Source organism: Agreia sp. VKM Ac-1783 (genome assembly GCF_900177765.1).
In the GTDB taxonomy this organism is placed as follows: Bacteria; Actinomycetota; Actinomycetes; order Actinomycetales; family Microbacteriaceae; genus Agreia.
On sequence record NZ_FXWI01000003.1, the window covers coordinates 518,264 to 541,949 of the forward strand.

The following is a 23,686-nucleotide window of genomic DNA, read 5'->3' on the forward strand; positions in this document are numbered from 1 at the left end:
CGTGTCGACCGATCCAGCCGTGGCGCCTCAGGCCCAGGCTGGATCGTCGCGCGTTCTCCGCCCCAAGAGGGTGGAGGACTACGACCCTCAACGGCTCGGACTGCCGAAACCTCCCGGCTTCATCCGCACGTTCTTCCGCCGCAACCCGTGGATCATCGACGCGGTCCTGATGGGTTTGTTCTACTACGCGTCGATCGGCTCGGTCATCTCGTCGGCGACCGGCTCCGTGCCGATCGCCGTGGTTCTGTTCTCGGCCATCCTCTCTCTCGGCACGACGGCGGCCATCCTCTTTCGTCGCTTCGTCCCCCGCATCCTCGCGGGAGTCTCGAGCGTGCTGCTTCTGGCGATCTTCCCGGGAAACACAGGCTCGTCGGTCGGCATCATCGCGATGGCGATCGCCCTCTATGCGCTCGCGGTCTATCGCTCGGCGAGATCGGCATGGCTGTGGACGATCATCGGAACCATCGCTGCAACGTTGGGTGCGTTGTCGGCGGGCCTTCTCGACGTGGGAGTAGGGCTGGTCGCTTTCCTCGGCTACGGCATGATGTTCGTGATCGCGACGCTCATCGGCATCAGCGTCGGCAACCGCGTGCGTTACATGGATGCGGTGTTCGCCCGCGCGGCGCAGCTGGCCCGCGAGCGAGACCAGCAGGCCCAACTCGCCACGGCATCCGAACGGGCCCGCATCGCCCGCGAGATGCATGACATCGTCGCCCACAGTCTCACCGTGATGATCGCCCTCGCAGACGGCGCGACTCGTGCCGCGACCAGCGATCCAGACCGGGCGAAGGATGCGATGGCGCACGTCTCGGAGATCGGCCGCACGTCGCTCACCGACATGCGACGGGTGCTCGGAGTCCTGACCGAAGCCTCCGGCGATGGCTCCGGAGATGGATCGTCTGGCGGCGCCGTTCCGCTGGCCCCGCAGCCCACCTTCGATGAGCTGCGCCCTCTGATCGACTCCTATCGCGCCGCGGGGTTGCCCATCACGCTGACCGTCTCGGGCGCCGTGCCCGAGGATTCCGCCACGCAGCTCACGGTCTTCCGGGTGGTGCAGGAGGCCCTGACGAACGCCCTGCGCTACGCACGAACGCCGTCGCGCGTCGAGGTGTCCGTCGACTTCACTGCGCCGAGCCTCACCGAGGTGACGGTGCGCGACGACGGACTCGAAGCCGCGGCCGACTCGCCACCCGTCTCGGTCGGCTCGGGCCGCGGGCTCATCGGCATGCGCGAACGCGTCGCGCTCTACGGGGGCACCGTCGAAGCCGGTCCCACCGAGCCGCGCGGCTGGCGAGTGGCGGCGCGAATCCCCACGGCAGCCCACCCCTCAGATCGTTCATCCCCAGACGAAAGCGCGCCCCAATGAGTCTCGCCCCCGATTCCGCTGACGCCGTCGAACACCCGGCCGTGCGCATCCTGCTCGTCGACGACCAGGCTCTGCTGCGTGTCGGCATGCGCATGGTGCTCGAGTCGGAGCCCGGCTTCGAGGTCGTGGGCGAGGCCGGCGACGGCCGCGACGCCATTCGGCAGGCGCGCGCCTTGCGACCCGACGTGATTCTCATGGATGTGCGCATGCCCGTTCTCGACGGCATCGAGGCGACGCGCGAGATCGTGCGCGAGCAGGCGGCGAGCCGCATCATCATTCTCACCACCTTCGACCTCGACGAGTACGCGTTCGCCGGCCTCCGCGCCGGCGCGAGCGGATTCCTGCTCAAAGACGCGCGGCCGACCGAGCTCGTCACGGCGATCCGGGCTGTCGCATCCGGTGACGCGGCCGTGTCGGCGCGCATCACCCGTGAGCTGCTCACGATGTTCGGCGACAGCCTTCCGGATGCGTCGGGCGGGCCCTCGCAGACGGCCTCGGCCGCGCGGCTGGCCGTGCTCACGGAGCGCGAACTCGAGGTGCTGACCGCGATCGGCGAGGGCTTGTCGAACATGGAGATCGCGGCGCGCTTCGTGCTGTCGGAGTCGACGGTGAAGACCCACGTGGGCCGCATTCTGCAGAAGCTCGAGCTGCGCGACCGGGTGCACGCCGTGATCCTCGCCTACGACACGGGGCTCGTGGGACGCTGACGCTGTCTTCTAAAATCGGTGCATGCGCACTCTCTACCCCGAAATCGAGCCCTTCGACTCCGGCCTTCTCGATGTCGGAGACGGTCAGTCGATCTACTGGGAGACGTCGGGCAACCCCGACGGCAAGCCGGTCGTGTTCCTGCACGGCGGACCAGGCGCCGGATCGGGCCCGGCGCATCGTCGCCTCTTCGACCCGAGCCGCTACCTGATCGTCGTTCTCGACCAGCGCGGCTGCGGACGCAGTCTTCCCCACGCAAGCCAGCCCGGATTCGACCTCGCGACGAACACCACCTGGAATCTCGTGGCCGACCTCGAAAAGCTGCGCGAGCACCTCGGCGTCACTCGCTGGCAGGTGTTCGGCGGATCCTGGGGTAGCACTCTCGCGCTCGCCTACGCCGAGACCCACCCCGATCGCGTGACGGAGTTGGTGCTGCGCGGCATCTTCACCCTGCGCCGATCCGAACTCGCCTGGTTCTACGAGGGGGTCGGCGCCAACGAGGTGCTGCCCGACCTCTGGCCCGGATTCCTCGCCCCGGTACCCGTCGACGAACGCGGTTCTCTGATCCAGGCCTACCACCGGCTGCTCAACGACCCCGACCCGGCCGTGCACGGGCCCGCGGCCGTCGCGTGGGCGACGTGGGAGGCATCCGCCATCACCCTGCTACCGAAGCCGGAACTCGTCGCGGCCTTCGCCGACCCCGTCTACGCGCTTGCGTTCGCGCGCATCGAGAACCACTATTTCGTGAACGAGGGCTGGATGGAGGACGGGCAGCTCATCGCGAATGCCGGTGTGCTCCGCGACATTCCGACCGTGATCGTGCAGGGTCGCTACGATCTCTGCACCCCGGCCGTCACCGCATGGGATCTGCACGAGGCTCTGCCCGAGGCGGAGTTCCGACTGATTCCCGACGCCGGCCACGCGTTCGACGAGCCCGGCATCCTCGACGCGCTGATCGAGGCGACAGACCGCTTCGCCGTGTGAGCGGGTTCCCCTCGCCGGTCGAGTAGGCCGCCCGCGGCCGCATCGAGACCACCGACAGGGATCTCGATACGTCGGCTCGTTCCTCGCGCGACTACTCGATCAGCGCAGGGTTATCGTCATCGTCGACGAAGCCTCCGACTGCCAGTTGAAGCGCCCGAGAGAAGGCGTGCGCTCGGTCGGGCTCCACCACGTACCGGATGCCTCCGGCTGGCACGGGCGTCTCGGTCAGCGCACCCGAGGCGGCGAGTTCACCGAGCACCGCCACCGTGCGCTCCGACGCGTACTCGTTCGACAGGCGATGCACCTCGGCCGACAACTCTTCGTCGTCGTCACCGAACAGGCCTTCGTCATCGGGGTCGTCGTGATCGGGGCGTGCGTCGTCGAAGACCAGATTGAGCGCGTCGACCGATGCGCCGGGCAGTAGCTCGGGCGAGAGAGCCACGCAGAGCTGGCCGATGACCCGGATGGTGACCTCCGAACCCAACTCTGTGTCGGCATCCAGCTCTTTCGTGAGCCACCAGGTGAGGTAGTGACGCACGAAGGCCACCCGCAGGTCGAGGGCCGCGGCTGCGTCACCGTCGCCCCAGGAACGGAAGCCCGAGCCGGCGCGCAGTGAGGTGCCGTCGAGCGCGATGATCTTCGACTCTGCGAGGGCGTACCACCAGGCCGAGATCGGCTGCGAGTCCCACATGCTGCTGCCGGGTACCTGGCGCTGCGACGGAAGACCCAGCAGTCCCTCGACGATGGGAATGTCCGCGGTGCGCAGGGCTCCCGTGGCCGTGAGTGTCTTCTCGGCGCCGATCCAGGCGAGGAACTCGGGGATCGCTGCGATGACAGACCAACGGTCGAGCGACGCGATCTGTGCATCGACGGGAGCGGCTTCGACAGTCTCGAGGCTCTCGACCAGCAGGGTGAAGAAGCCCGAAGCGGCCCCACCCTCGTCTCCGGTGAGCTCGTGGATGATCTCCGAGCTCTCCTCGAGCTCGGCCGTTGTGCCGCGCCAGCGCTCGGTTTCGATCAGGAAGTCGAGCAGATGATCGAGCACGTCGACGACCGACGCACCCTCCCAGATGGGATCGTCGAGTTCTGCTTCGTCGGCCTCGTCGAAATGATCGAGCAGCGCATCGAGGGTGTCGGGCACCGGATGCGTGAGGGTGCGTTTTCCGGGAAGGTCGGCCGTGATCGCGTTGAGCCGCGAAAACGAGGCGAGCATCGCTGCGGGAGTGGGGTGATCGTCGAGCCCCTCTGCGTGCGTCTTGTACCAGGTGCCGAACGCGAGAGTCAGGGCGGAGATCGCGGTGGGGGACGTGCCGACGGAGCGGGACACTCCGGTGCGCTTCTTTGCGTTGGATCGCTTCTTGCTGGTGGGCATGCGGTGCTCTCCATCGGTGCTCGGGGTGGGTCGTTCCATCGTAGGGCGGGGCCGGGGGATGTGATCTCGAGGTACGTCGCTATCGTGGTGCGGGTGATGTTGGATACGAGTCCGCTGACGGCCCCGATCGATCGACGAGAGTTGCGGGCGTTTCGCCGAACCCTGCCATCCTCTGTGCGGCCGGGAATAACATCGGTCATTCTGCCTGTCGCCTTCATCCTGTTGTTCCCCGTGCTGCTGATCCTCCTCGACGGCGATTGGGCCTTCGGCGACGATCTGAGTTCGCTGGACCTGAGCGGGCGGATCGTGCCATACCTTGTGATGCCGCTCTTCGGAATCGTGCTTCTTGCTCGGGCTCTGTGGCGCCGCAACGGCGTCAGAACGTTCCGGCTGGACCGCTTCGCGCGCGCGAACGCTTTCTCTTACACGGCGAGGGAGGACGGGCCGCGGTTGCCCGGCATGATCTTTGCTCGGCAGGACGAGACCTCGGCATTCTCTACAGATATCGTTCGACGCGAGAGCGACCCGTCGTTCGTTGTCGCGAACCACACGCTCGCGACAGGATCCGGGAAGCAACGCCGGGAGTACCGCTGGGGCTACGTTGCGCTTCGGCTGAATACCCCTCTGCCCCACATCGTCCTTGACGCCCAACGCAACAATGCCTGGGGTGCGTCATCGTTGCCGCTCTCGCTGGCATCGCGGCAACAGCTGTCTCTCGAGGGAGACTTCGACCGCCATTTCGCTCTCTACTGCCCCGAGGGCTATGAGGCCGATGCCCTGTACCTCTTCACCCCCGACGTCATGGCTCGACTGATCGACAGCGCCGCGCTCTTCGACGTCGAGATCATCGATGACTACGTGTTCCTCTATAGCCAGGAGGAAGTTTCGACTCTCGACCCCGCCCGATGGCAGCAGGTGCTCGCGGCCGTCGACGTCTTCTGCCAGAGAGTCGCGCAGTGGGAGCGGTGGAGAGACGACCGGATCGAGGTCGACGCGCCGACGGAGAGGGCGGGCGACGCTGTGCCATACTCGGCGCGCAGAACGGGCGTCGCAAGCCAGGGTCGACGTCTTGCCCGCCGCTCGAACCTCTGGCGCGTCGTTCTCATCATCCCCGTGGTCATCGTTCTGTACGGTCTCTTCGACGCCATGTTCTTCCGGTAGGCCGAATACTGAGGTGGGCCAAGGTTCGTGGAGCGGGTGACAGTTGCTGTATAGGTTCGTGTATCGGGTGACGGTTCCTGTAACGCGTGACGGCCGTCGCCGGAGCAGCGCAATGACGCGGTCACGGTAGCTTGTCGCCGCGGTGCGTGAGTCACCACGGCGGTCTGACGCGTTGCTGGCCAACTGCTCGTGGGGTTCGCTGTCGGTCGAGCCAGGTGGGTGGTCTGACGTGCGGTGTGCCGTGGATCATCTCGAGTTGCCACGCCGATGTGTGGATGGTGGAGTGGTGGAACGGGCAGAGCAGCGTCAGGTTGTCGATGTCCGTTCTGCCCGGCAGGAAGTCCTTGCTCACCCACGGGGTGACGTGGTGTGCCTGACATCGCGATGGCGGGACCGTGCAGCCGGGCATCACGCAGCCGCCGTCGCGGGCGGCGAGGGCTCTGCGTTGCCGTCGGGTCGCCAAGCGTCGAGTCTTGCCGTGGTTCAGGATCTCGCCGTGATGGCCGAAGAGGGTCGCGACGGTGTCGCCATCGCAGAGGAGCTGATCGACGGCGCTGATCGGGATGGGTTCGGTGCTGCCGTCGATCCATCCAGCTCCCCGGCCAGCTTCGAGGTCGGCCAGGGTGACGTGCACGTTCACCGTCGGGGCTGACCCGTTCAGACGCGATGCCGCGGGCGAGGCTGCGGCCATGTCGATGAGGGTCATGACCGCGTCGAGGAGTTTCTGTTCTGCCGTTCGCGGGTCGACGACGGCCTGCTCGTGCGCCAACGATTGCTCAGGCTCGGCGTTCATGACGCCGCCAGCCGATCCGGCCGATCCGGCTGACTCCGCTGATTCGGCTGATTCGGCAGATTCGGTAGCTGCGACGGGATCCGCGGTAGCTGCGACGGGCTCGGAGGTTGCGGGTGCGTGGTCGAGTGTGCGTGGACTGAGAATGGAATCTACCGCGGCAAGGAACACGCCCAGTTGCAGTGGCGGGAGGGCATATCTGCCGCGCGCCATGCCATCGGCTCCGACCTTCGGATAGCTGAAGCCACGCAGGGTCTGTTTGATTGCGTCGCGAGGTTCTGCACCATCGGGGTCGAGGTGCTCGCGGATGCGGATAGCCAACCGACCGATCTCCTCGACCGTGTACAGCCTCGGATATCTCGCCAGAGTGTGACCATCGCCATCGCCATCGCCATCGCCATCGCTGTCGCTGTCGGGGTCGTGATCGCCATCTGAGTCCGCATTATGGTCACGGTCGCCTGCCACAGTCGCCGTTGCCGCCGCGACCAGATGTCTCTCTGCCTGGTCGGTGGCATCTGACCAGCCCGTGCGGTTCACGACATCGGAGAGCGTGCGGCAGATCATCGCAGCCGTATCGACTCCGACCTGACCGGCGAAGAACGCAGACTCGACCACCGGGAAGAAGCTCGGATTCGGCGTACCCGAGATCGAGACCGATGAGCGCACCCGGTGACCGAGGCTCATGCGGGCGGCGGCCGCGCGTTCGGAGATGTTCGCCGTCGCTGCGAGAAGTTTCTTCGCCGACGGGAAACCGTGTCGGCAGGCGAGACCCGCCGTGTCGAGTTCGCGACGGGACTCATGTGCGATTTCTGCGGCCACCCAGGTGCGCGCTGCGTCGCCGGCGCGGCCGACGGCCTCCCAGTTGTGGGCAACCTCGAGTAGCGCGTCACCGGAGGTGCCAGCAACTGCGCCGCGCTCGAGATCGAGGAGCTCGTGAAGCCGCGCGGCGATGTCGCCGAGGGAAGCATCGAGGAGGTCCATACGAGAAGTCAAACACCAGCCACCGACACTGGGTTCGCGGGTGCATTCGAGGTTTGATCAGCCGTTTTAGCTGTGGATAACTCCGCACGAAGTGAGCCTGTGGAGGAGCGGACGCGGACCGCATCGGAGCTCTTCGAGGGGGCTCACTGAGCGGGGTGGTCTCGATACGCGCTGCTCGTTCCTCGCGAGCGCTACTCGACCGGCGCAGGTCCTTGCGGGCGCTACTCGAGGGGCGCGGGTGCTTGCGGGCGCTACTCGAGGGGCGCGGGTGCTTGCGGGCGCTACTCGAGGGGCGCGGGTGCTTGCGGGCGCTACTCGACGGGCGCGGGTGCTTGCGGGCGCTACTCGACGGGCGCGGGTGCTTGCGGGCGCTACTCGTCCGGCGCGGGTGCTCGTGGGCGCTACTCGTCCGGCGCAGAAGCGCAGGGAAGCCGGGCCAAAGCTCGGTATCCTCGATGGGGGCTTTCCCGAGAGGCTGAGGAGCGCACGTGACGCACATCGATGGGGCGAGGCGGCCTGTTGCGACGCTCGACGACTCCGTTCGGCTCGTCAGCGACGAGCGCTCGGGCGCGCATGCCGTGCTCATCCTCGATCGCCGCGTCTTTCCCGAGCACGTCGAATGGGTGCGAGCGGAGACTCCCCTCGAGGTCGCCGAGGCGATCCGGACCATGGTCACGCAGAGCTCCGGACCCCTCTACGCCGCATACGCCGGGCTCGAACTCGCCGCCCTGCAGGCCCGCGGCCTCACGGTCGACGCGGCCCGCGCATCCATGGCCGCCGCAGGCCATGCGCTCGCCACGGCCCGGCCCACCAACGGGCACCCGCGCGAGGCCGTCGATCTGGTGGTGCACGCGATCGAAGCGGCGACGAGCACCGACGAGCTCGTCGAGCGCGCGATCGACACCGTACGCGAGGGCCTCGACGAGTACCACGCGCGCAGCCGCCGCCTCGCCCGGCACGCTGTCGCACTGCTGCCCGACGGCGCGACGATCCTCACGCACTGCTGGATGGACTCCTATCTGATCGAGCTCGTCGGCGCCGCGACCGAAGCTGGCAATCACTACGACTGGGTCGCCACCGAGACCCGCCCCTACCTGCAGGGAGCCCGCCTCACCGCGCACACCCTGCGCGAGCTCGGCCAGAACGTCACCCTCATCACTGATGGAATGGGCGCGGCCGCCCTCGCCCCGGGCTCGTCGATCGGACCCATCGACGCTCTCGTCACCGCGGCCGACCGGGTGAGCCTCGACGGCAGCATCGCCAACAAGGTCGGCACGCTCGGCCTCGCGATCGCCGCGAACGCCTTCGAGATCCCCTTCTATGCGCTCGTGCAGACCCCGGATGCGACGCTCGCGTCGGGCGCGGACATCGTGATCGAAGACCGCGACCCGGCCGAGGTGCTGTCGACGCTCGGAACGCGCACCGCATCCGGTCTCGTCACCGACGCCTGGTACCCGGCCTTCGACGTGACGCCGCCGCGCTTCGTCACCCGTATCGTGACCGACCGCGGCGACTTCGCCCCCGACAACATCGCCGACTACTTCGCCGGAGAGCGCCCGTGACCTTCGACTACGCCCTGCTCACGAACCGCGACGAGGTCGTGGGCTACTTGTCTCTCGTCGGCCTCGTCGACACCCTGGCCGTGGATGCCGCCGACGTGACCGTGCGCGAGGTGACCGCGGGCAACATGAATCGCGTGTTCATCGCCGCGGGGCCCCTCGGCAGCGTCGCGGTGAAGCAGGCTCCTCCCTTCGTGCAGGCCGCCGGCCCCGAGTGGCCCATCGACCCCGCCCGCATCGGAGCTGAGGCGCGCGCCTACGAACTACTCGGTCGGCTCGTTCCTGATGCCGTCCCCTCGATCGTGCACGTCGACCTCGACCGGTTCGTGATGGTCATGGAAGACCTCTCGGCCCTCGAGGTGCTGCGAGACGAGCTCGTGCGCCAGGTGCAGGATGCGACGGCCGGGCGGGCGGTGTCGTACATCGACTTCGGTGCGATCGGCGATGTCGTGGGGCGGTTCGTGGGCGAGCTCAGCCTCGCCACGAGCGTGCAGGTGCTCGGAGCCTCGGCGCACGCCGAACTGGTCGCCGATTCGGCCAACACCGAGCTGTGCCGGTTGACCACGGAGGTCGTCCTTGATGAACCGTTCCGTGCGCACGAGCACAACTGGTGGCATCCGTCGCTCGACGAGCGCGTTGTCGGTCTCTATAACGACGCCGAGGTGCAGGCTGGAGTCGCGATCGTGCGCGATCGCTTCGAGAACGCCGACCAGGCCCTGCTGCACGGCGACCTGCACTCGGGATCCGTGATGATCGGAACGACTCCCGAGAAGACGCAGAAGGTCACCGTCTTCGATCCCGAGTTCAGCTTTGTCGGGCCGATCGGCCTCGATCTCGGGCTGTTCTGGTCGAACCTCGCCATCGCATCCATCGCCGCCCGCGCCGCCGGTCACGACGGTCTGGCCGCCGCACGCGAAGATGCCATCGACGCGAGCTGGCAGGCCTTCGTCGCGGTATGGGACGAGAACGACTCGGTCGCCTTCGACGACGACTTCTTCGAGTCGGTGCGCACGGATGCCTGGCGCTTCGCCGGTGTCGAGGCCATACGCCGGGTGGCCGGCTGGTCGCACGCCGCCGACCTCGAGAGCCTGCCATCCGACGCTGCACCGCGAGCCCAGCGCGCCGTCTTCGACGCCGCCCGGCATTGGATCGTGACCGGAACCGCCGCGCCCCTCACTGTGACCGACGACCCGACCTCGCCCGAGAACCCAGGAGCAACACCGTGACCGACACCGCATCACTCTCTCTGACCGCGCGCACCCTCGTGGTCGATCTGGAGGGCACCACGAGCGCCGCCGGGTTCATTCTGGGCGACCTCTACGACTACGCACGCCCCCGCCTGCAGAGCTGGCTCGACGCCCACGCGAACGACGCCGCCGTAGCCGAGGCGCGCGCGCAGGCCATCGCCGACGCCGGGCTGCCGTCGGGTGCCGACACCGAGCAGGTGGTCGGCGTGCTGCACGACTGGATGGCGCAGGACGTGAAGGCCACACCTCTGAAGACGCTGCAGGGCCAGATCTGGGCCGAGGGATTCCGCCGCGGTGAGATCAACTCGCACTTCTTCGACGACGTCATTCCGCGCCTGCGCGCATGGCACGCGAACGGCGTCGAGATCGCCGTCTTCTCCTCGGGCTCGGTCACCTCGCAGGTGCCGTGGTTCAGGCACTCGCCCGACGGCGACCTCACGCCCCTGATCACCGACTACTTCGACACGGTCAACGCCGGGCCCAAGAAGGTGGCGTCGTCATACGACACCATCGCGGCCCGTCTCGGCGCCGAGCCTGCAGACCTCGTGTTCTTCACCGACAACCCCGACGAGGTGCGCGCCGCCCAGAACGCCGGATGGCAAGTGGTCGCGTTCTCGCGTGAGGGCGAGCCGTTCCTCGGCGCCGACTTCGGAACCGCCCCGGTGGTCTCGTCGTTCGAGCACGTCGAGGTCTCGGCGCCGTGAACGTCTTCGACGACGGCGAGGTCACGGCCGAGACGCTCAGCCGGGCCGGCGCTCAGCTCGCCGCCGATAGTGCGCGCTTCGCCGCGCGGGGGTGGATGCCCGGAACGGCCGGCAATCTGTCGGTGACCGTGGGGCGCGACCCGCTTCGCCTGGCGGTCACGGCATCCGGTCTCGACAAGGGCGAGTTGACGGCCGCCGACATCGTGATCGTCGACGCAGACGGGGTTGGCGTGATCGGCGAGGGCGGCTCGGAGCAGCGTCCCTCGGCCGAGGCCGGGCTGCACGCCCGCATTGCGGCGCTCACCGGCGCCGGGGCGGTCATTCACGTTCACGCGCTCGCGGCCGTGACAGCAGGGCACCACTGGCCCGAGGGCGTGGTGCTTCGCGATCTGGAGATGCTGAAGGGTATCGGGCACTCAGCGCACGGCGAGACGGTGACGATTCCCGTGATCGCGAATGGACAAGACATGGCGGTGCTCGGTGACGCGTTCGAGCGGCTGTACGTGCGGCCGGCCGACGGCGCGAACGACGCGCCGGCCCTGATCGTGGCCGACCACGGGATCTACGCGTGGGGTCGCGACCTTCGACAGGCGCGCTGGCACCTCGAACTCACCGAGGCGCTGCTGCAGATCGCGCTCGCGCGGCGGTAGTCACGTCGATTTCGTTCAGTCTCAGCCTCGGCTCGTCGCTATCCGACGAGGATCGGCTGAGGGTGCACGAAATGCAGGGAGGCGGCCTCAGCCCGCGACGCTCGGCAGCGGAGTGAGCCCCAGGAATGCCCCGGCGAGCACCGCGCAGCCCGCGGCGACGACCAGGAACACCCCGACCCAGACGATGCCCGGTAGGTGGGTGAGGCGCGCGAGCTGGTCGGCATCCGAGTTTCTCGCCCTGCCGCCCCGCCTGACGCGCTGCAATTCGATGGTGGCCCGCAGCGCGCCGAGCAGCATGAAGGCCGCGACGGCCGTGGCGACGAGCGCGCGCCAGCGCTCGTCGAGCAGCCACGTCGCGGCGAACACGAGTGCGCCCGAGACGAGTACGCTCCACAGGCCGAACCAGTTGCGCACCTGCACGAGCACCAGGGCGAGGGCCGCGAGCAGCGCCCAGAGCATGCCGGTCGCGTAGCCGGCCCCGAGCATCCAGGATGCGCCTAGCCCGAGGATCGCGGGCGCCGTGTAGCCGGCGAGCAGGGTGGCGATCATCGCCGGGCCGCGCGGCCTGCCGCGGCTGACCGTGACACCCGACGTGTCTGAGTGCAGCCGGATGCCCGACAGCTTTCGGCCGGTCAGGGTCGCGACGAGCGCGTGGCCGGCCTCGTGCGCGATGGTCACCGCATGACGCGCCAGGCGCCAACTCGGGGGGAAGACGACGACCGCGGCGGCCACCGCGATGGCGATCCAGCTCTCGGTGACGGGGAGGACGGGCTGCTGGGAGGTCACGCGCTCCCAGAACGCGAGCAGTGCATCCACCCGCCGAGCCTAGGCGACAGAGCTCGGAGGGTGCTGGGGTGCGCAGGTCGAGTAGGTCGCTCAGCGACCGTATCGAGGCCCGTCCGTCTGTCGAACGGGAGGAGATACGCACATCCGACGTGGATAGCGCATCGGAGTGGCGAATCTCCTCCCGAACGGATGGAGTTGGGCGGAGATCAGTGAATCCAGCGCGTATACGACGTCGGATGACCGGATCTCCGTCCGTTGGCGACTGGCCTCCATGGTCTCGATACGCCGGCTCCTTCGTCGCGCGGCTACTCGACCGGCGCCTTGGGTGCGCGGGCGGAGGGGAGCGGTCTCGATACGGTCGCTGCGCGACCTACTCGACCAGCGCAAAGGGAGGATGGCCCCGGGTTTAGAACTCGAAGTGGGTGACCGTTTCGTGCAGGATCGCGGCTGTCTCAGCAGAGAGCGCTTCGACGGTGTCGAGTGCCTTTCGCTCGAGGATGAGTGCGCGGCCGGCCCGCAGTACTCCGCGCGCGGCGCCCTCGCGCAGCACAGGGTCGAGGGTCTCGATGTCGCTCGCCTTGGCGAAGCCGATGATGCGCCGGATGGCCTTCGCCCCGGCGTAGACGGCGGCATCCTGCCTGAACTCGCGGATCAGAGCCTCGAGCACGTCGTCGCCCCACACGCGGTCGTCGCGGCGCGACGGCCACAGTGACCGGAACTCCGCCTCGAATGCGCCCCAGAGCGAAGCCGGCAACTCGAGGATCTCGGAGGCCCGCTCGCCAGAGCCCAGCGCCAAGGCGCGCGCCGCAGCGATCACGAAGTTGCCCCAGAGCGCTCCGAGGTCGAATCCCGTGGGGCCGAAGAATCCGAACTCGCTGTCGAAGGCACGAACAGATGGCGACACCCCAGCAGATGCGTCGCGCACGAAGACCGAACCCGTGTGCAGATCGCCGTGGATCAGCGACTGCGCGCTCGTCATAAAGCGGTACTTGGCGATGCCGATCTCGGCCAGCAGGGCACGGTCGGCGCGCAGCGCAGCAACGTCGGCCTCGTTCGCGGGCAGCACGGCATTGTGCGGGTGCTCGATATAGGGCTCGGTGAACACGAGGTCTTCGGTGATCTCGCACAGCTCGGGATTGATCGATGCGGCAGCGAGCTTCTTCTGCTCGAGCGGATCGAGCCCGAACACCGAGGTGTGAAAAGCGGTGCGCGCGACGTAGCGTCCGATCTCCGCCGCCGCGAACCCGTGCACCCGCCCCTCGTTCAGTTCGCTGCGCCACACGGAATGGTCGCTGAGGTTCTCGATGGCGAGTACGTAGTTCGAGTCGTCGAAGTCGTACAGGGCCGGCACATGCTGCGCGTCGGCCGACTCGTGCGTCCGCAGCACGAGGGCCTCGCGGGCGCTGCGCTCGCGGGTCATCGGCCAGCTCGGATCGGTGCGCACGTGCGGCAATGACTGCTTCAGCACCAGTGACGAGCCGGAGTCGTCGTGCACGATGAAGACGAGATTCAGGTTTCCGTCGCCCACCTCGACCACGTCGAGCGGCCCGTCGGTGCGGATGCGCGCGGCGAGCGCGGGTCGCTGAGCCACATAGGCGGCCACGGTGTCGACGGTGAGTTGGCTGAAGTCGGTCATGACGACAAGTCTCTACGACGAGGTGGTGCTGCCGGCGGTGACGACGGTGCGCCGGCGCGAGAACGTGAAGCTGAACAGCAGCGCGATCAGCAGCACGATGCCCTTGCCGAAGTCCTGCGCGTAGTAGGGCAATCCCACCATGGTGAATCCCGTGACCATCACGGCGATGAGAATGGCGCCGAGCGCGGTTCCCCAGGCGTTGGGCCTGCCTATGCCGAGAACCGAGACGCCGACGAGGGCCACGGCCACGGCATCCAGAAGCAGCGAGTTGCCCGCCGACACGTCGCCCTGGCCGATGCGGGCGCCGAGCAACAGACCGGCGATCGAGGCGAGAAGGCCGCAGCCCATGTAGGCGACGGTGCGATAGAGCTGAACCCGGATGCCGGCGAGCCGGGCAGCTTCGGCGTTCGCGCCGACCGCGTAGAGGGCGCGCCCCCAGCGGGTGTGCTCGAGGATGAACCAGAGCAGGGCGGTGATGGCCACGAAGATGATGACGGGAATGGGAACAGGGCCGAGGCTGCCCCTATCGAGCCAGAGGTAGTCGGCCGTGAACTTGCCCGGCGCGGTCGACCCATCGGCCAGCGACATCTGCGACGAGATCGACTTGCCATCGACGATCAGCAGCTTGAGCCCGACGATCACGAACGAGGTCGCCAGAGTGGCGAGCAGATCGGGGATGCGCGCCACGACGATGAGGAACGCGTTCAGTCCGCCGATCAGCAGGCCCCCGAGCAGCACGACGCCGATCGCGACGCCGCCCACCTGATTGCCGATCACCATCGTCCAGGCGGCGATCGACACGGCGAACCCGGCGGATGCTCCCACCGAGAGATCGATTCCACCCACCGTGATCGCGAGCATGACTCCCAGGCCCGCGATGGCGGTCGGAGCGATGAACTTGAGCATGCCGAAGACGTTGTCGAGCGTGCGGAAGTTGGGCTCGGTGATCACGAAGTAGGCGATGAGCGCGACGGTCACGGCGATGAAGCCCCAGCGCACGACGAACGCGGCTCCGCGCTCGGCGAACGACGCGGTCGTGGGAGAGAGGGGAGCGCTGGTCATTTCGGGTGTCCTTCGGGCGGAACGGCGGAATGGTCTCGGGTGCGCGCGCCGAGGAATGCCCCGACGATGCTCGCCCTGTCTGTCTCATCGGCGTAGGCATCGAGCTCGATCGCGCCGGCGACGAGCACGATGATGCGGTCGGCGACCTCGAGGATCTCGTCGATGTCGCTCGAGAGCACGACGGCTGCCGCGTCTCCGGCTGCGACGAGGTCTTTGAGACGATCGCCGATCTCGCGACGGGCAGAGATGTCGACGCCGCGAAACGGCTCGTCGAGAAGAGCGAGGCGCGGTTCGGCCGACAGCCACCGACCGACGACGACTTTCTGCTGGTTGCCGCCGGAGAGGTCGTCGATCGACGCACTCGGCCCGGCCGTCACGACGCCGAGCGAGTCGATGACCTGCTGCGCGCGCGAGATCTCACGGGCTCCGCGCAGGGTGCCGAGAGCCGACGACAGCTTGAGAAACGGGATCGAGATGTTGTGCGCGACAGACCAGCCGGGCAGCAGGGCCTGGCGCTGGCGGTCTTCGGGAACGAGCACGACTCCCCGGCGCAGAGCATCGGACGGCCGTTTGGGCGCGTATGGCTCTCCGCCGAGCGACAGGCTTCCGGATGCCGGTCGCGCCAGCCCGGCGAGGAGCTCGGCCAGTTCGGTCTTGCCGGCCCCGATGAGCCCGAGGATGCCGAGCACTTCACCCGTGCGCACCTCGAGGTCGAGCGGGGGCGCTGCGGGAAGAAGGGGGACGCCGCTCACGTGGGCCACGACGTCGTGCCCGCGGCGGACATCCACCCGCGTCTGTTCGAGTTCGGTCGCGCGACCGAGCATGTCGTGCAGAATCGCGTTCCAGGCGAAGGGCCGCTCTGAGTTGTGCTGCACGACGCCGTCGCGCAAGACGACGACGCGATCGGCGAGGGCCTCGATCTCACCGAAGCGATGTGAGACGTAGACGATCGAGAGCCCGGTGTCGCGGAGCGATCGGAGCACCGTGAAGAGTCGCTCGGCCTCGGCGGCGGTCAGTGCCGAGGTCGGCTCGTCGAGGATGAGGAGTCTCGGTGTGCCCCTGAGCGCCCGGGCGAGCACGAGCAGCTGGGCATCCGAGATGCTGAGCCGGGCGGCATCCTGCACGAGAAGGGAGTCGGGCCAGTCGAGACCGAGGGTGGCGAGCGCGGCACGGGCGTCGAGAAGCGACTGCTTCGCGTTGCGAAGCGGGTGCCTGGATGCATTCGCCAAATCGTCGAGCATCACGTTCTCGGCGATCGAGAGTCCGGGCACGATGCCGTCTGCGACCTTCTGATGCACGGTCGAGATGCCGTGCGCCTTGGCGAGCACGGGGGAGGAGAGATGGAGCAGGGTGCCTTCGATGGAGATGTCGCCCGAGTACCTCGGGTTGGCGCCGGAGAGAGCTTTGATGAGGGTGGACTTGCCCGCACCGTTCGCGCCGAGCAGGGCGGTGATGCGGCCGGCGAAGAAGTCGAGCGTCACATCCGTGAGAACGACGTTCGATCCGTAGGCCACGGAGACGCCCGAAAGGGAGACGACGGGCGACAGCGTCGCCTGGTCGCCTCCCTCAGGGATGGACGAATCGATCACGAGTTGGCGGGAAGCCAGTCGGCAGTGACCTGATCGGAGAGGTCGAGGCTCGGCTCCTTGTCGCGCAGCGAGGTGACGTTGTCGATCGAGTTGTCTTTCAGGAACGACTGCGTGATCGTCTTGGCCGGGAACTGCACGTCGTCTTCGTCGAGCTGGCCGGCGAGCTTGAGAGCGAGGGAGCGCACGACCGCTGCACCGACGGCGGACGGGTCAGTCGCCGACGTGGCGACCCAGGGGCTGCCGTCTGCCGTGATGACCTCGATGTCGGCGTTCGAGATGTCGATGCCGTAGACCTTCACCTTGGAGCCGAGGTTGTTCTGGTTCACAGCCTGCACGACGCCCTTGGTGATCTCGTCGTAGGGCGCGAAGATCGCCTTGACGTCGGGGTTCTGCTTGAGGGCGGCGTCGACGAGCGGGATGTTGTCGGTCGCGGTCGACTCCGACACCTTGCCGGTCGAGAACGCGACGTCGAGCTTGTGGTCGGCGACGTACTTCTTCCAGACGACATCGCGACGGTCGAGGGCCGCGTAGCCGGAGGCCGAGACGTAGCCCACCTTGGCTCCGTCGCCGACGTCGTCGATGAGCTGGTCGAGAACGCCCGAGGCCATAGATTCGTCTGACTGCGAGGTCGTGACGACGCCGGTCGCGTCGGTCAACGCGAGGTCGTAGACGACCACGGGGATTCCCGCGGTGACGGCCTGCGTGATGAGGGGCTGCAAGGTGTCGGTCTGGCCGTGGTCGACGATGATCGCGTCGGGCTTGGATGCGATGGCCTGCTCGAGGTCGCTGGCCTGCTTCGCGTTGTCGTTGCGGGCATCCGTGACCGTGAGGTCGATGTTTGCCGACTTGGCCTGCTTGGCGGCGCCTGCTCCCCACGCCTCGAAGTAGTCGCCGGCTCCAGACTGGCGCACCAGGGCTACCTTGACCGGGTCGCCGTCAAAGGGAGCGGGCAACGCTGCGGAGGCGGTGGCCGGAGCATCGGTCGACCCTTCTGATGTGGTGCCGTTCGACTGGGCGCAGGCAGAGAGTGCGAGCACTGTCGTCGCGGCGAGCACGATGAGCGGGATGCGGCGCGAGATGGCCATGGTGTCTCCTGAAAGCTGTGGGTAGGGCAAGCGAGTCGGGCCACACTGCGAACAGGCCGGAGTGTGATGATCAGATTCAACCAGCAGCGACCTTGGCGTTTACGCCGTATGACCTCGTATTACTCGTGTGGCCCGGCCCGTAGCCTGATCGTTACGATTGGCGTATGACTCTTCTGACCGTGTGGGACGAGAACGACGCCTCCGCCCCCGAACTCCAGACCCGCGACGCGCAGGTCATCACCGATGTGCTCTCGACGCTCGGCGCCCGGTTCAGCCGATGGGAGCTCAAAGAGCTCTCGGCCGAGCCGACGCAGGAGGAAGTGCTCTCCGCCTATCGCGACGAGATCGACGCCGTGAACGCCGCGCAGGGGTACACCCTCGTCGACGTCGTCTCGATCGTCGACGACAACTCGCCGGAGTACCTCGAGCAGGCAGCGACCGCTCGGCAGAAGTTTCTGAGCGAGCACCGTCACGACGACGATGAGGACCGCTTCTTCGCTCGTGGCAGCGGCGTCTTCTACCTGCGCGCCGGCGGAAAGGTCAACGCGGTGTTCTGCGAGGCGGGAGACCTCATCTCCGTTCCCGCGAACACGACGCACTGGTTCGACATGGGTACGCGTCCCGAGTACGTCTCGGTGCGCTTCTTCCACGACGACGACGGATGGATCGGCAACTTCACGGGCAGCGAGATCGCGAAGGACTTCGCCACCTACGACGAGCTCGCGAGCGTCTCCGCCTAGATCTCACGCCATGCGCTGATCGAGTAGGCCGCTCGCGGCCGTATCGAGATCATCCACGGGGGGTCTCGATACGCTCGTTCCTCGCTACTCGACCGGCGCATCATCCGCGCTGGTCGAGTAGGTCGCTCAGCGACCGTATCGAGACCCCGATCAGCTGTATGCGCTCGGCGTCGGGAACGCACCCGTGAGGGCGAAGTCGCCCACCTCCTGCGCCTTGTAGGCCACGGGGTCGTGCAGCGTGATCGTTCGCGCGTTCCGCCAGAACCGGTCCATCGCGGCCGACTCGCTGGTTGCTCGTGCGCCCATCAGTTCGAACGCGGTCGATGCGACGTGCAGCGCCGTGCGCGTGGTCACGACCTTTGCCGCGGCGATCTCCACCGCTGCTCGGCCGCGCTCCTCGTCGCCGAGTTCCCAGCCCTTGTTGGCGGCGTCGACGAACAGGTTCGTCGCGCTCCACGTCAGTGCATCCGCGGCTCTGGTCTGAGCGGTGAGCTCGCCGATCGTCTGCCGGATGTAGGGGTCGTCGATCGCATTCTCGACGCCCGAGGTCGCCCATGCCCGCGTCTTGGTGCGCGCGTAGTCGGCAGCCTCGGCGAGGGCGCCTTCGGCGAGGCCCACGTGGATGTGGTTCATGGCGAGCTGGAACGCGAGGATCGACAGCGAGCCATAGGGGCGATACAGCTCCCCGTCCTGCTCGTTCGGGCCGAGCACGTGAGCGTGTGGAACGGCCACCTCGGAGAACGACACCGAACCGGATGCGCTGAGGCGCTGGCCGATGTTGCTCCAGTCGTCGTGGTGCACGACGCCGGGGGCGGTCGCGTCGATCACGATGGCGAGGCGCTCGCCGGTGTCGACACGGGTTCCACTCGCGGTGACCCGGTCGGCCAGCTGCGCGCCGGTGGCGAAGAACTTGCGGCCCGTGACCGTGAAACCGCCGGCTGTGGGCGTCAACTCGAGTCCGGCATCCCGCGGGTTGCCGGCCCCGCCCCAGAACCACGACGACGCCGACAAGCCTCGGTAGAGGTCGTCGATCACATGCTGGTTCTCGTTGAGCCGGATGCGCCACGAGTTCACGAAGTGGTACGCGATCACGTGCCCCAGGCCGGCATCGGCGCGGATGATCGGGCGCAGCGCCCGCAAGACCGTGTGCCAGTCGAGGCCGCCGCCACCGAGCCGGGTGGGCACCAGCGCGGGTAGCAGGCCGGATGCGCGCAGCGCCGCGATCTGCTCGAACGGCGCGCGGCCATCGGCATCGGCACGGGCGGCATCTGCTGCGAACCGTTCCGCCAGCGACTCGGCCGCATCGAGGGCGGCTTCTTCGGAGGTGATCACTGTGGGGGAGTGCTGGTCTGACACGGCGGGCTCCGGTCGGGTGCGGTGGGCGAATATCGTTCATTACCACTATGCCGTGCCCTGCCGTCGGGGGCTGCCCGGGGCCTCGCCGAAGCGCTAGCTTCTTGCTATGACCTTCAACGACAACGCCAAGCTCGACACCAGTCGCGTGTCCAAGCGCGGCCGAAACACCGGAATCGCCGTCGGCGGCGGAAGCGCGGTCGTGGTCATCGGGCTCTTTCTGCTCTCGCAGTTCCTTGGGGTCGACCTCACCGGATTGGCCGGCGGGGCTCAACAGGGCACGCAGAGCGAGGAAGACCTCAGTTGCCAATACGGGTCGGAGGCGAACGCCGACGTCGAGTGCCTGATGGTCGGAGCGGAGAACTCGCTCTATGACTATTGGACCGATGAGGCTCCACGACTCGGTGTTCAGTTCACCCAGCCCAACGACTTCGTGCTCTTCACGCAATCGACCTCGACAGGCTGCGGCCAGGCATCCAGCGCGACCGGGCCGTTCTACTGCCCGCCCGACCAGTCCATCTACATGGACACCTCGTTCTTCGACGAGCTGCGCACGCAATTCGGTGCCTCCGGCGGCACCCTCTCAGAGATGTACGTCGTCGCGCACGAGTACGGCCACCACATCCAGAACCTTCTCGGTGTCATGGATCGCACCGATCGCACGGACACCGGCCCGACCTCCGACTCCGTGCGCACCGAGCTGCAGGCCGACTGCTACGCCGGCGCGTGGGTGGCCGCGGCATCCACGACCGAAGATCAAGACGGCGTCACCTTTCTTGAGCCCGTGACGGATGCGCAGATCGCCGACGCGCTGAACGCCGCGTCGGTCATCGGCGACGACCGCATCCAGGAGATGGGCTCGGGTCAGGTGAACCCCGAGAGCTGGACCCACGGGTCGAGCGAACAGCGGGAGAAGTGGTTCCAGGTAGGCATGAAGAACGGCGCAGGCGGCTGCGACACGTTCACGATCAGCGGGTCTGAGCTGTAGTCATGAAGCGCGAGCGGGTCACGGTGCACATCGACGATGTGCGCCGTGCCACAGCCGGCGATGCTCACGCGGTGGCGGAGGTGATCCACTACTCGACGGCGGATTCGATGCCGTGGTTCGCGGGGCGCAATACCCTCGACGAAGACCGCTGGTGGACATCCAATGTCCTACTGCACAAGACAGACGTCTGGGTGGCGACCGTCGACGGCAATGTCGTGGGCGTCGTCGCGCTGCACGACGGATGGCTCAGCCAGCTCTTCGTGCGCACCACGGCACAGGGGTTCGGCGTCGGACACCGACTGGTCGAGGTCGCCAAGCGGGAGAGTCCGCGGGGCTTGCAGCTCTGGGTGTTCCGACGCAACGCGGTGGCGGCCCGGTTCCTCGAGACGGTCGGCTTCTCTCTCGTGAGGGAGGGAACGTCGTCGGGTCGGCACTCCGTGTCCGAGGCCGCCGAACCCGAGCTGCTCTACCGCTGGGTTCCCTGAGCGGCGTCCTCCACGCCGTCGGGTCGACGTCGCCGAGCATCAATGCCGTCGGACCGGCCGCCGAGCGACAGGGTGGCCAGGAATCCCAGCGACAAGAACGCCGCCGCAGAGAACGCCGCGTACTTCGTGCCGTCTGAGAATGCGATCTTCGCCGACTCCGCCTGCGCTGCCGTCGACGGATCTGCCGAGAGCCCGCTAATCGCCGCACCGGAGCTGTCGACGACGGCCGACACGATCTGCTCGCGCTGGGCATCCGGAACGCCCGCGTCGGACAGTCGGGTGTCGAGCTGTGCCCCGGCCGTCGTGAAGAGCACGGTGCCGAGAATCGCGATGCCGAGCGCCGATCCGATCTGCCTCGATGTCGACTGGGTGCCTGAGCCCGACCCGCTCTGCTCGACGGGCACGTCTTTCAGTACGACGCCTGTGAGCTGCGCCGTCGCGAGGCCCACACCGAATCCGTAGACGAAGAGGAATGGCACGAGCAGGCCCCAGCCCGTGTCGGGTCCGATCACGACGGCGATGCCGGCGACGCCGATGATCTCGGCGGCGAGACCCACGCGAACGATGGCGACCGGCGCGATGCGGTTGCCGAAGGCCCCCGCGAACCCGCTCGCCATGAACGAGCCGATCGCCAGCGCCAACAGGATGAACCCGGTCTGCAGCGCGTCGTAACCCAGCACGTTCTGCAGCCAGATAGGCAGCGACAGGATGATGCCGAACTCGCCGAGGCTCACGATCATGGCGGCGATGTTGCCGTTGCGGAACGACGGGATGCGGAACAGCGCGAACGCCAGCATCGTGCTCAGCCCGGCGCGCTGCCGTCGTCTGCCCCACAGAACGAACAGCACACCGGCGGCGACGCACACCGCGAACGAGATCGGCACCGGAGAGACGTCTCCGGGCCAGCTCCAGGAGCCGATCGTCACGCGCTCGTCGACGAGCCACCAGCCGAGGCTGCGCCCCTCGATGAGTCCGAAGACGAGCGTCGCGCTCGTGACGATCGAGAGGAACGCGCCCACCGCATCCACCCGGCCCGCCGCCGTCGCCTCGCGCGATTCGCGCACGAACAGCAGCAGCCCGACGACGATCGCGATTCCGAGGGGCACGTTGATGCCGAACGCCCAGCGCCACGAGAAGTCCGTCGTGAGCCAGCCGCCGAGGAGGGGCCCTACAGCCGTCATGCCACCGATCGTCGATCCCCAGATGGCGAAAGCGATCGCGCGATCCTTGCCGCGGAACGTGGCGTTGATGATCGACAGGGTCGTGGGAAGAACCATCGCTCCGCCGACCCCTTGCAGCACGCGGGCACCGATGAGGAGGTCGCCCGTCGGTGCCATCGCGGCCAACACGCTCGACGCGGCGAAGATCACGACGCCGAGCAGAAGCATCCGGCGGCGCCCGAATCGGTCGGCGAGCGTGCCGAAGACCAGCAGCAGGGCCGCGAAGACGAGCGTGTAGGACTCCTGCACCCACTGCACCTGAGTGCTCGAGATGTCGAGGTCTTTCACGATCGAGGGGATCGCCACGTTGACGATCGTGGAGTCGACGATGATCAGCGCGACGGCGACGCTGATGAAGACGAGGCCGTACCAGCGCGTGCGGGACGAGGTCGTGGGCGACGAGGTCATGCGCGTGCGGGCTGCGAGGCGCGCGAGGCGATGCGGATGCCGACGGTTGCGATGACGACGACGGCCGCGGCCACGATTGCGGCGATCATGGCGGGCTGCGAAACGAGTTCGCCGGTCGTGCGAGACACGGCGACCCAGGCGAGGCCCCAGGTGAGCGACGCTGCCGGTGCAAGGCGTCCGCGACCGCGGATGGCGATGAGGACTCCGACCAGCGCCGCGACGGCGAGCACGATGACAGCCCAGGCATCTCGGCCCCAGCCGAAGCCGTCGAAGCCCGCCGCGGTCAGTCCCGCGGCGATGTTGGCTGCCGTGGCGATCGACACCCAGCCGAGATAGAGCCCCATGGTTCCGTCGAGCACGATCGTCTCGACGACACCTGCGGGACGTCCGTCGACGAGCAGGAGGAACGTGCGGGCGAGCACGGCCAGCAAGACGACGATGACGACGCATGAGAGGGCGAGCTGGTCGAATTGAACGCTGAGGATCCACGCCGCGTTCAGCAGCAGAGAAGCAGCCACCCAATAGCCGACGAGACGCTGCCGCGGGGCGTTCGCCTGTTTCGGCAGCAACTGCCACACGGCGTAGGCCAGCAGGCCGAGGTAGATCACCGACCAGATCGAGGACGCCGGGCCGGCGGGCGCTATCGGAGTCGAGTCGGCGGTGAGGGCACCATTCGCGGCATTCTGGATGGGCGTTCCGCCCGCCGCTCCCGAGCCGATGTACGCGCCGACGACCGCGACGACGGCGCTCGCCGCGACGACGACCTGTCGGATTCTGTCAGCCGTGGTGATGCTGGAGGATGTGGACATCGGGCG

The 23,686-nt window shown here is 67.7% G+C and carries 21 protein-coding genes; 11 read left to right on the forward strand and 10 right to left on the reverse strand.

The features are described from left to right. The first annotated feature begins 1 nt into the window (after position 1). Genes CCK87_RS12085 through pip form a run of 3 tightly spaced genes read left to right on the forward strand, consistent with a single transcriptional unit; the run spans position 2 to position 3,055 of the window. Complete coding sequence (locus CCK87_RS12085) at positions 2–1,366, forward strand: histidine kinase (protein ID WP_170927266.1); 1,365 nt, start codon at positions 2–4, stop codon at positions 1,364–1,366. Beyond that, positions 1,363–2,073: a response regulator transcription factor gene (locus tag CCK87_RS12090; RefSeq protein WP_086461661.1), complete on the forward strand. Its 711-nt coding sequence runs from the start codon at positions 1,363–1,365 to the stop codon at positions 2,071–2,073. Before CCK87_RS12085 ends, CCK87_RS12090 begins: the two co-directional genes overlap by 4 nt. Before the next feature lie 22 nt (positions 2,074–2,095). After that, the gene (gene pip, locus CCK87_RS12095) at positions 2,096–3,055 is read left to right on the forward strand and encodes a prolyl aminopeptidase (RefSeq protein WP_086461662.1); all 960 of its coding nucleotides are present in this window, start codon (positions 2,096–2,098) and stop codon (positions 3,053–3,055) included. Between the two features lie 91 nt (positions 3,056–3,146). Here pip and CCK87_RS12100 read toward each other — a convergent pair whose 3' ends face one another. Beyond that, complete coding sequence (locus tag CCK87_RS12100) at positions 3,147–4,427, reverse strand: hypothetical protein (RefSeq protein WP_140162835.1); 1,281 nt, start codon at positions 4,425–4,427, stop codon at positions 3,147–3,149. Positions 4,428–4,520: 93 nt separating this feature from the next. On the opposite strand from CCK87_RS12100, the gene CCK87_RS12105 reads away from it, so the two are divergent. Continuing rightward, positions 4,521–5,588, forward strand: coding sequence for a hypothetical protein (locus CCK87_RS12105; protein WP_140162836.1), 1,068 nt, complete (start codon positions 4,521–4,523; stop codon positions 5,586–5,588). Positions 5,589–5,739: 151 nt separating this feature from the next. Here CCK87_RS12105 and CCK87_RS12110 read toward each other — a convergent pair whose 3' ends face one another. Then, a complete protein-coding gene (locus CCK87_RS12110) occupies positions 5,740–7,359 on the reverse strand; it encodes an HNH endonuclease signature motif containing protein (protein WP_086461665.1) in 1,620 nt (539 codons plus the stop codon). A gap of 488 nt (positions 7,360–7,847) precedes the next feature. Here CCK87_RS12110 and CCK87_RS12115 point away from each other — a divergent pair, with 488 nt between their 5' ends. The 4 genes from CCK87_RS12115 to mtnB are packed head-to-tail and all read left to right on the forward strand — an operon-like array spanning position 7,848 to position 11,519. Beyond that, complete coding sequence (locus tag CCK87_RS12115) at positions 7,848–8,921, forward strand: hypothetical protein (protein WP_212638225.1); 1,074 nt, start codon at positions 7,848–7,850, stop codon at positions 8,919–8,921. Further along, positions 8,918–10,144 (forward strand): phosphotransferase, encoded by a 1,227-nt coding sequence (locus CCK87_RS18605; protein ID WP_249273869.1) that lies wholly within the window; start codon positions 8,918–8,920, stop codon positions 10,142–10,144. Before CCK87_RS12115 ends, CCK87_RS18605 begins: the two co-directional genes overlap by 4 nt. After that, positions 10,141–10,869: an acireductone synthase gene (gene mtnC / locus CCK87_RS12120; RefSeq protein ID WP_249273870.1), complete on the forward strand. Its 729-nt coding sequence runs from the start codon at positions 10,141–10,143 to the stop codon at positions 10,867–10,869. Before CCK87_RS18605 ends, mtnC begins: the two co-directional genes overlap by 4 nt. Then, the gene (mtnB, locus tag CCK87_RS12125; protein ID WP_249273871.1) at positions 10,866–11,519 is read left to right on the forward strand and encodes a methylthioribulose 1-phosphate dehydratase; all 654 of its coding nucleotides are present in this window, start codon (positions 10,866–10,868) and stop codon (positions 11,517–11,519) included. The genes mtnC and mtnB overlap by 4 nt, the downstream gene beginning before the upstream one ends. Positions 11,520–11,606: 87 nt before the next feature. Here the strand turns inward: mtnB and CCK87_RS12130 are convergent, their stop codons facing one another. From CCK87_RS12130 to CCK87_RS12150, 5 genes are all read right to left on the reverse strand, one after another. Further along, entirely contained in the window at positions 11,607–12,335 is a 729-nt protein-coding gene (locus tag CCK87_RS12130) for a M50 family metallopeptidase (RefSeq protein WP_086461667.1), read from the reverse strand. Positions 12,336–12,711: 376 nt separating this feature from the next. Then, positions 12,712–13,941, reverse strand: a complete 1,230-nt coding sequence (gene mtnK / locus CCK87_RS12135) for an S-methyl-5-thioribose kinase (RefSeq protein ID WP_086461668.1) — start codon at positions 13,939–13,941, stop codon at positions 12,712–12,714. Positions 13,942–13,953: 12 nt separating this feature from the next. Further along, entirely contained in the window at positions 13,954–15,003 is a 1,050-nt protein-coding gene (locus tag CCK87_RS12140) for an ABC transporter permease (protein WP_086461669.1), read from the reverse strand. Further along, on the reverse strand, positions 15,000–16,592 hold the full coding sequence (locus tag CCK87_RS12145) for a sugar ABC transporter ATP-binding protein (protein WP_249273872.1): 1,593 nt from the start codon (positions 16,590–16,592) through the stop codon (positions 15,000–15,002). Before CCK87_RS12145 ends, CCK87_RS12140 begins: the two co-directional genes overlap by 4 nt. Beyond that, positions 16,589–17,677 carry a substrate-binding domain-containing protein gene (locus tag CCK87_RS12150; RefSeq protein WP_212638226.1) on the reverse strand — a complete coding sequence of 363 codons (1,089 nt, stop codon included), beginning with the start codon at positions 17,675–17,677 and terminating at the stop codon, positions 16,589–16,591. Before CCK87_RS12150 ends, CCK87_RS12145 begins: the two co-directional genes overlap by 4 nt. A 164-nt stretch (positions 17,678–17,841) precedes the next feature. Between CCK87_RS12150 and CCK87_RS12155 the strand changes: the two genes are divergently transcribed. Continuing rightward, complete coding sequence (locus CCK87_RS12155) at positions 17,842–18,417, forward strand: cupin (RefSeq protein ID WP_086461670.1); 576 nt, start codon at positions 17,842–17,844, stop codon at positions 18,415–18,417. Between the two features lie 150 nt (positions 18,418–18,567). On the opposite strand, the gene CCK87_RS12160 is transcribed toward CCK87_RS12155, so the two are convergent. Continuing rightward, positions 18,568–19,773, reverse strand: coding sequence for an acyl-CoA dehydrogenase family protein (locus CCK87_RS12160; protein WP_086461671.1), 1,206 nt, complete (start codon positions 19,771–19,773; stop codon positions 18,568–18,570). 106 nt (positions 19,774–19,879) lie between these two features. On the opposite strand from CCK87_RS12160, the gene CCK87_RS12165 reads away from it, so the two are divergent. Then, complete coding sequence (locus tag CCK87_RS12165; RefSeq protein ID WP_086461672.1) at positions 19,880–20,758, forward strand: neutral zinc metallopeptidase; 879 nt, start codon at positions 19,880–19,882, stop codon at positions 20,756–20,758. A 2-nt stretch (positions 20,759–20,760) separates the two neighbouring features. After that, entirely contained in the window at positions 20,761–21,243 is a 483-nt protein-coding gene (locus CCK87_RS12170) for a GNAT family N-acetyltransferase (RefSeq protein WP_086461673.1), read from the forward strand. Here the strand turns inward: CCK87_RS12170 and CCK87_RS12175 are convergent. Beyond that, positions 21,225–22,871 carry a DHA2 family efflux MFS transporter permease subunit gene (locus CCK87_RS12175; RefSeq protein ID WP_086461674.1) on the reverse strand — a complete coding sequence of 549 codons (1,647 nt, stop codon included), beginning with the start codon at positions 22,869–22,871 and terminating at the stop codon, positions 21,225–21,227. The genes CCK87_RS12170 and CCK87_RS12175 overlap by 19 nt on opposite strands. Beyond that, the gene (locus tag CCK87_RS12180; RefSeq protein ID WP_086461675.1) at positions 22,868–23,680 is read right to left on the reverse strand and encodes a tryptophan-rich sensory protein; all 813 of its coding nucleotides are present in this window, start codon (positions 23,678–23,680) and stop codon (positions 22,868–22,870) included. Before CCK87_RS12180 ends, CCK87_RS12175 begins: the two co-directional genes overlap by 4 nt. Positions 23,681–23,686: the final 6 nt, after the last annotated feature.

What these genes read in the sequence shown, in the direction of transcription:
- CCK87_RS12090 (WP_086461661.1), top strand. Translation starts at nt 1,363, where the DNA reads ATGAGTCTCGCCCCCGATTCCGCTGACGCCGTCGAACACCCGGCCGTG.
- pip (WP_086461662.1), top strand. Translation starts at nt 2,096, where the DNA reads ATGCGCACTCTCTACCCCGAAATCGAGCCCTTCGACTCCGGCCTTCTC.
- CCK87_RS12100 (WP_140162835.1), bottom strand. Translation starts at nt 4,427, where the DNA reads ATGCCCACCAGCAAGAAGCGATCCAACGCAAAGAAGCGCACCGGAGTG.
- CCK87_RS12110 (WP_086461665.1), bottom strand. Translation starts at nt 7,359, where the DNA reads ATGGACCTCCTCGATGCTTCCCTCGGCGACATCGCCGCGCGGCTTCAC.
- mtnK (WP_086461668.1), bottom strand. Translation starts at nt 13,941, where the DNA reads ATGACCGACTTCAGCCAACTCACCGTCGACACCGTGGCCGCCTATGTG.
- CCK87_RS12140 (WP_086461669.1), bottom strand. Translation starts at nt 15,003, where the DNA reads ATGACCAGCGCTCCCCTCTCTCCCACGACCGCGTCGTTCGCCGAGCGC.
- CCK87_RS12150 (WP_212638226.1), bottom strand. Translation starts at nt 17,677, where the DNA reads ATGGCCATCTCGCGCCGCATCCCGCTCATCGTGCTCGCCGCGACGACA.
- CCK87_RS12155 (WP_086461670.1), top strand. Translation starts at nt 17,842, where the DNA reads ATGACTCTTCTGACCGTGTGGGACGAGAACGACGCCTCCGCCCCCGAA.
- CCK87_RS12165 (WP_086461672.1), top strand. Translation starts at nt 19,880, where the DNA reads ATGACCTTCAACGACAACGCCAAGCTCGACACCAGTCGCGTGTCCAAG.
- CCK87_RS12170 (WP_086461673.1), top strand. Translation starts at nt 20,761, where the DNA reads ATGAAGCGCGAGCGGGTCACGGTGCACATCGACGATGTGCGCCGTGCC.
- CCK87_RS12175 (WP_086461674.1), bottom strand. Translation starts at nt 22,871, where the DNA reads ATGACCTCGTCGCCCACGACCTCGTCCCGCACGCGCTGGTACGGCCTC.
- CCK87_RS12180 (WP_086461675.1), bottom strand. Translation starts at nt 23,680, where the DNA reads ATGTCCACATCCTCCAGCATCACCACGGCTGACAGAATCCGACAGGTC.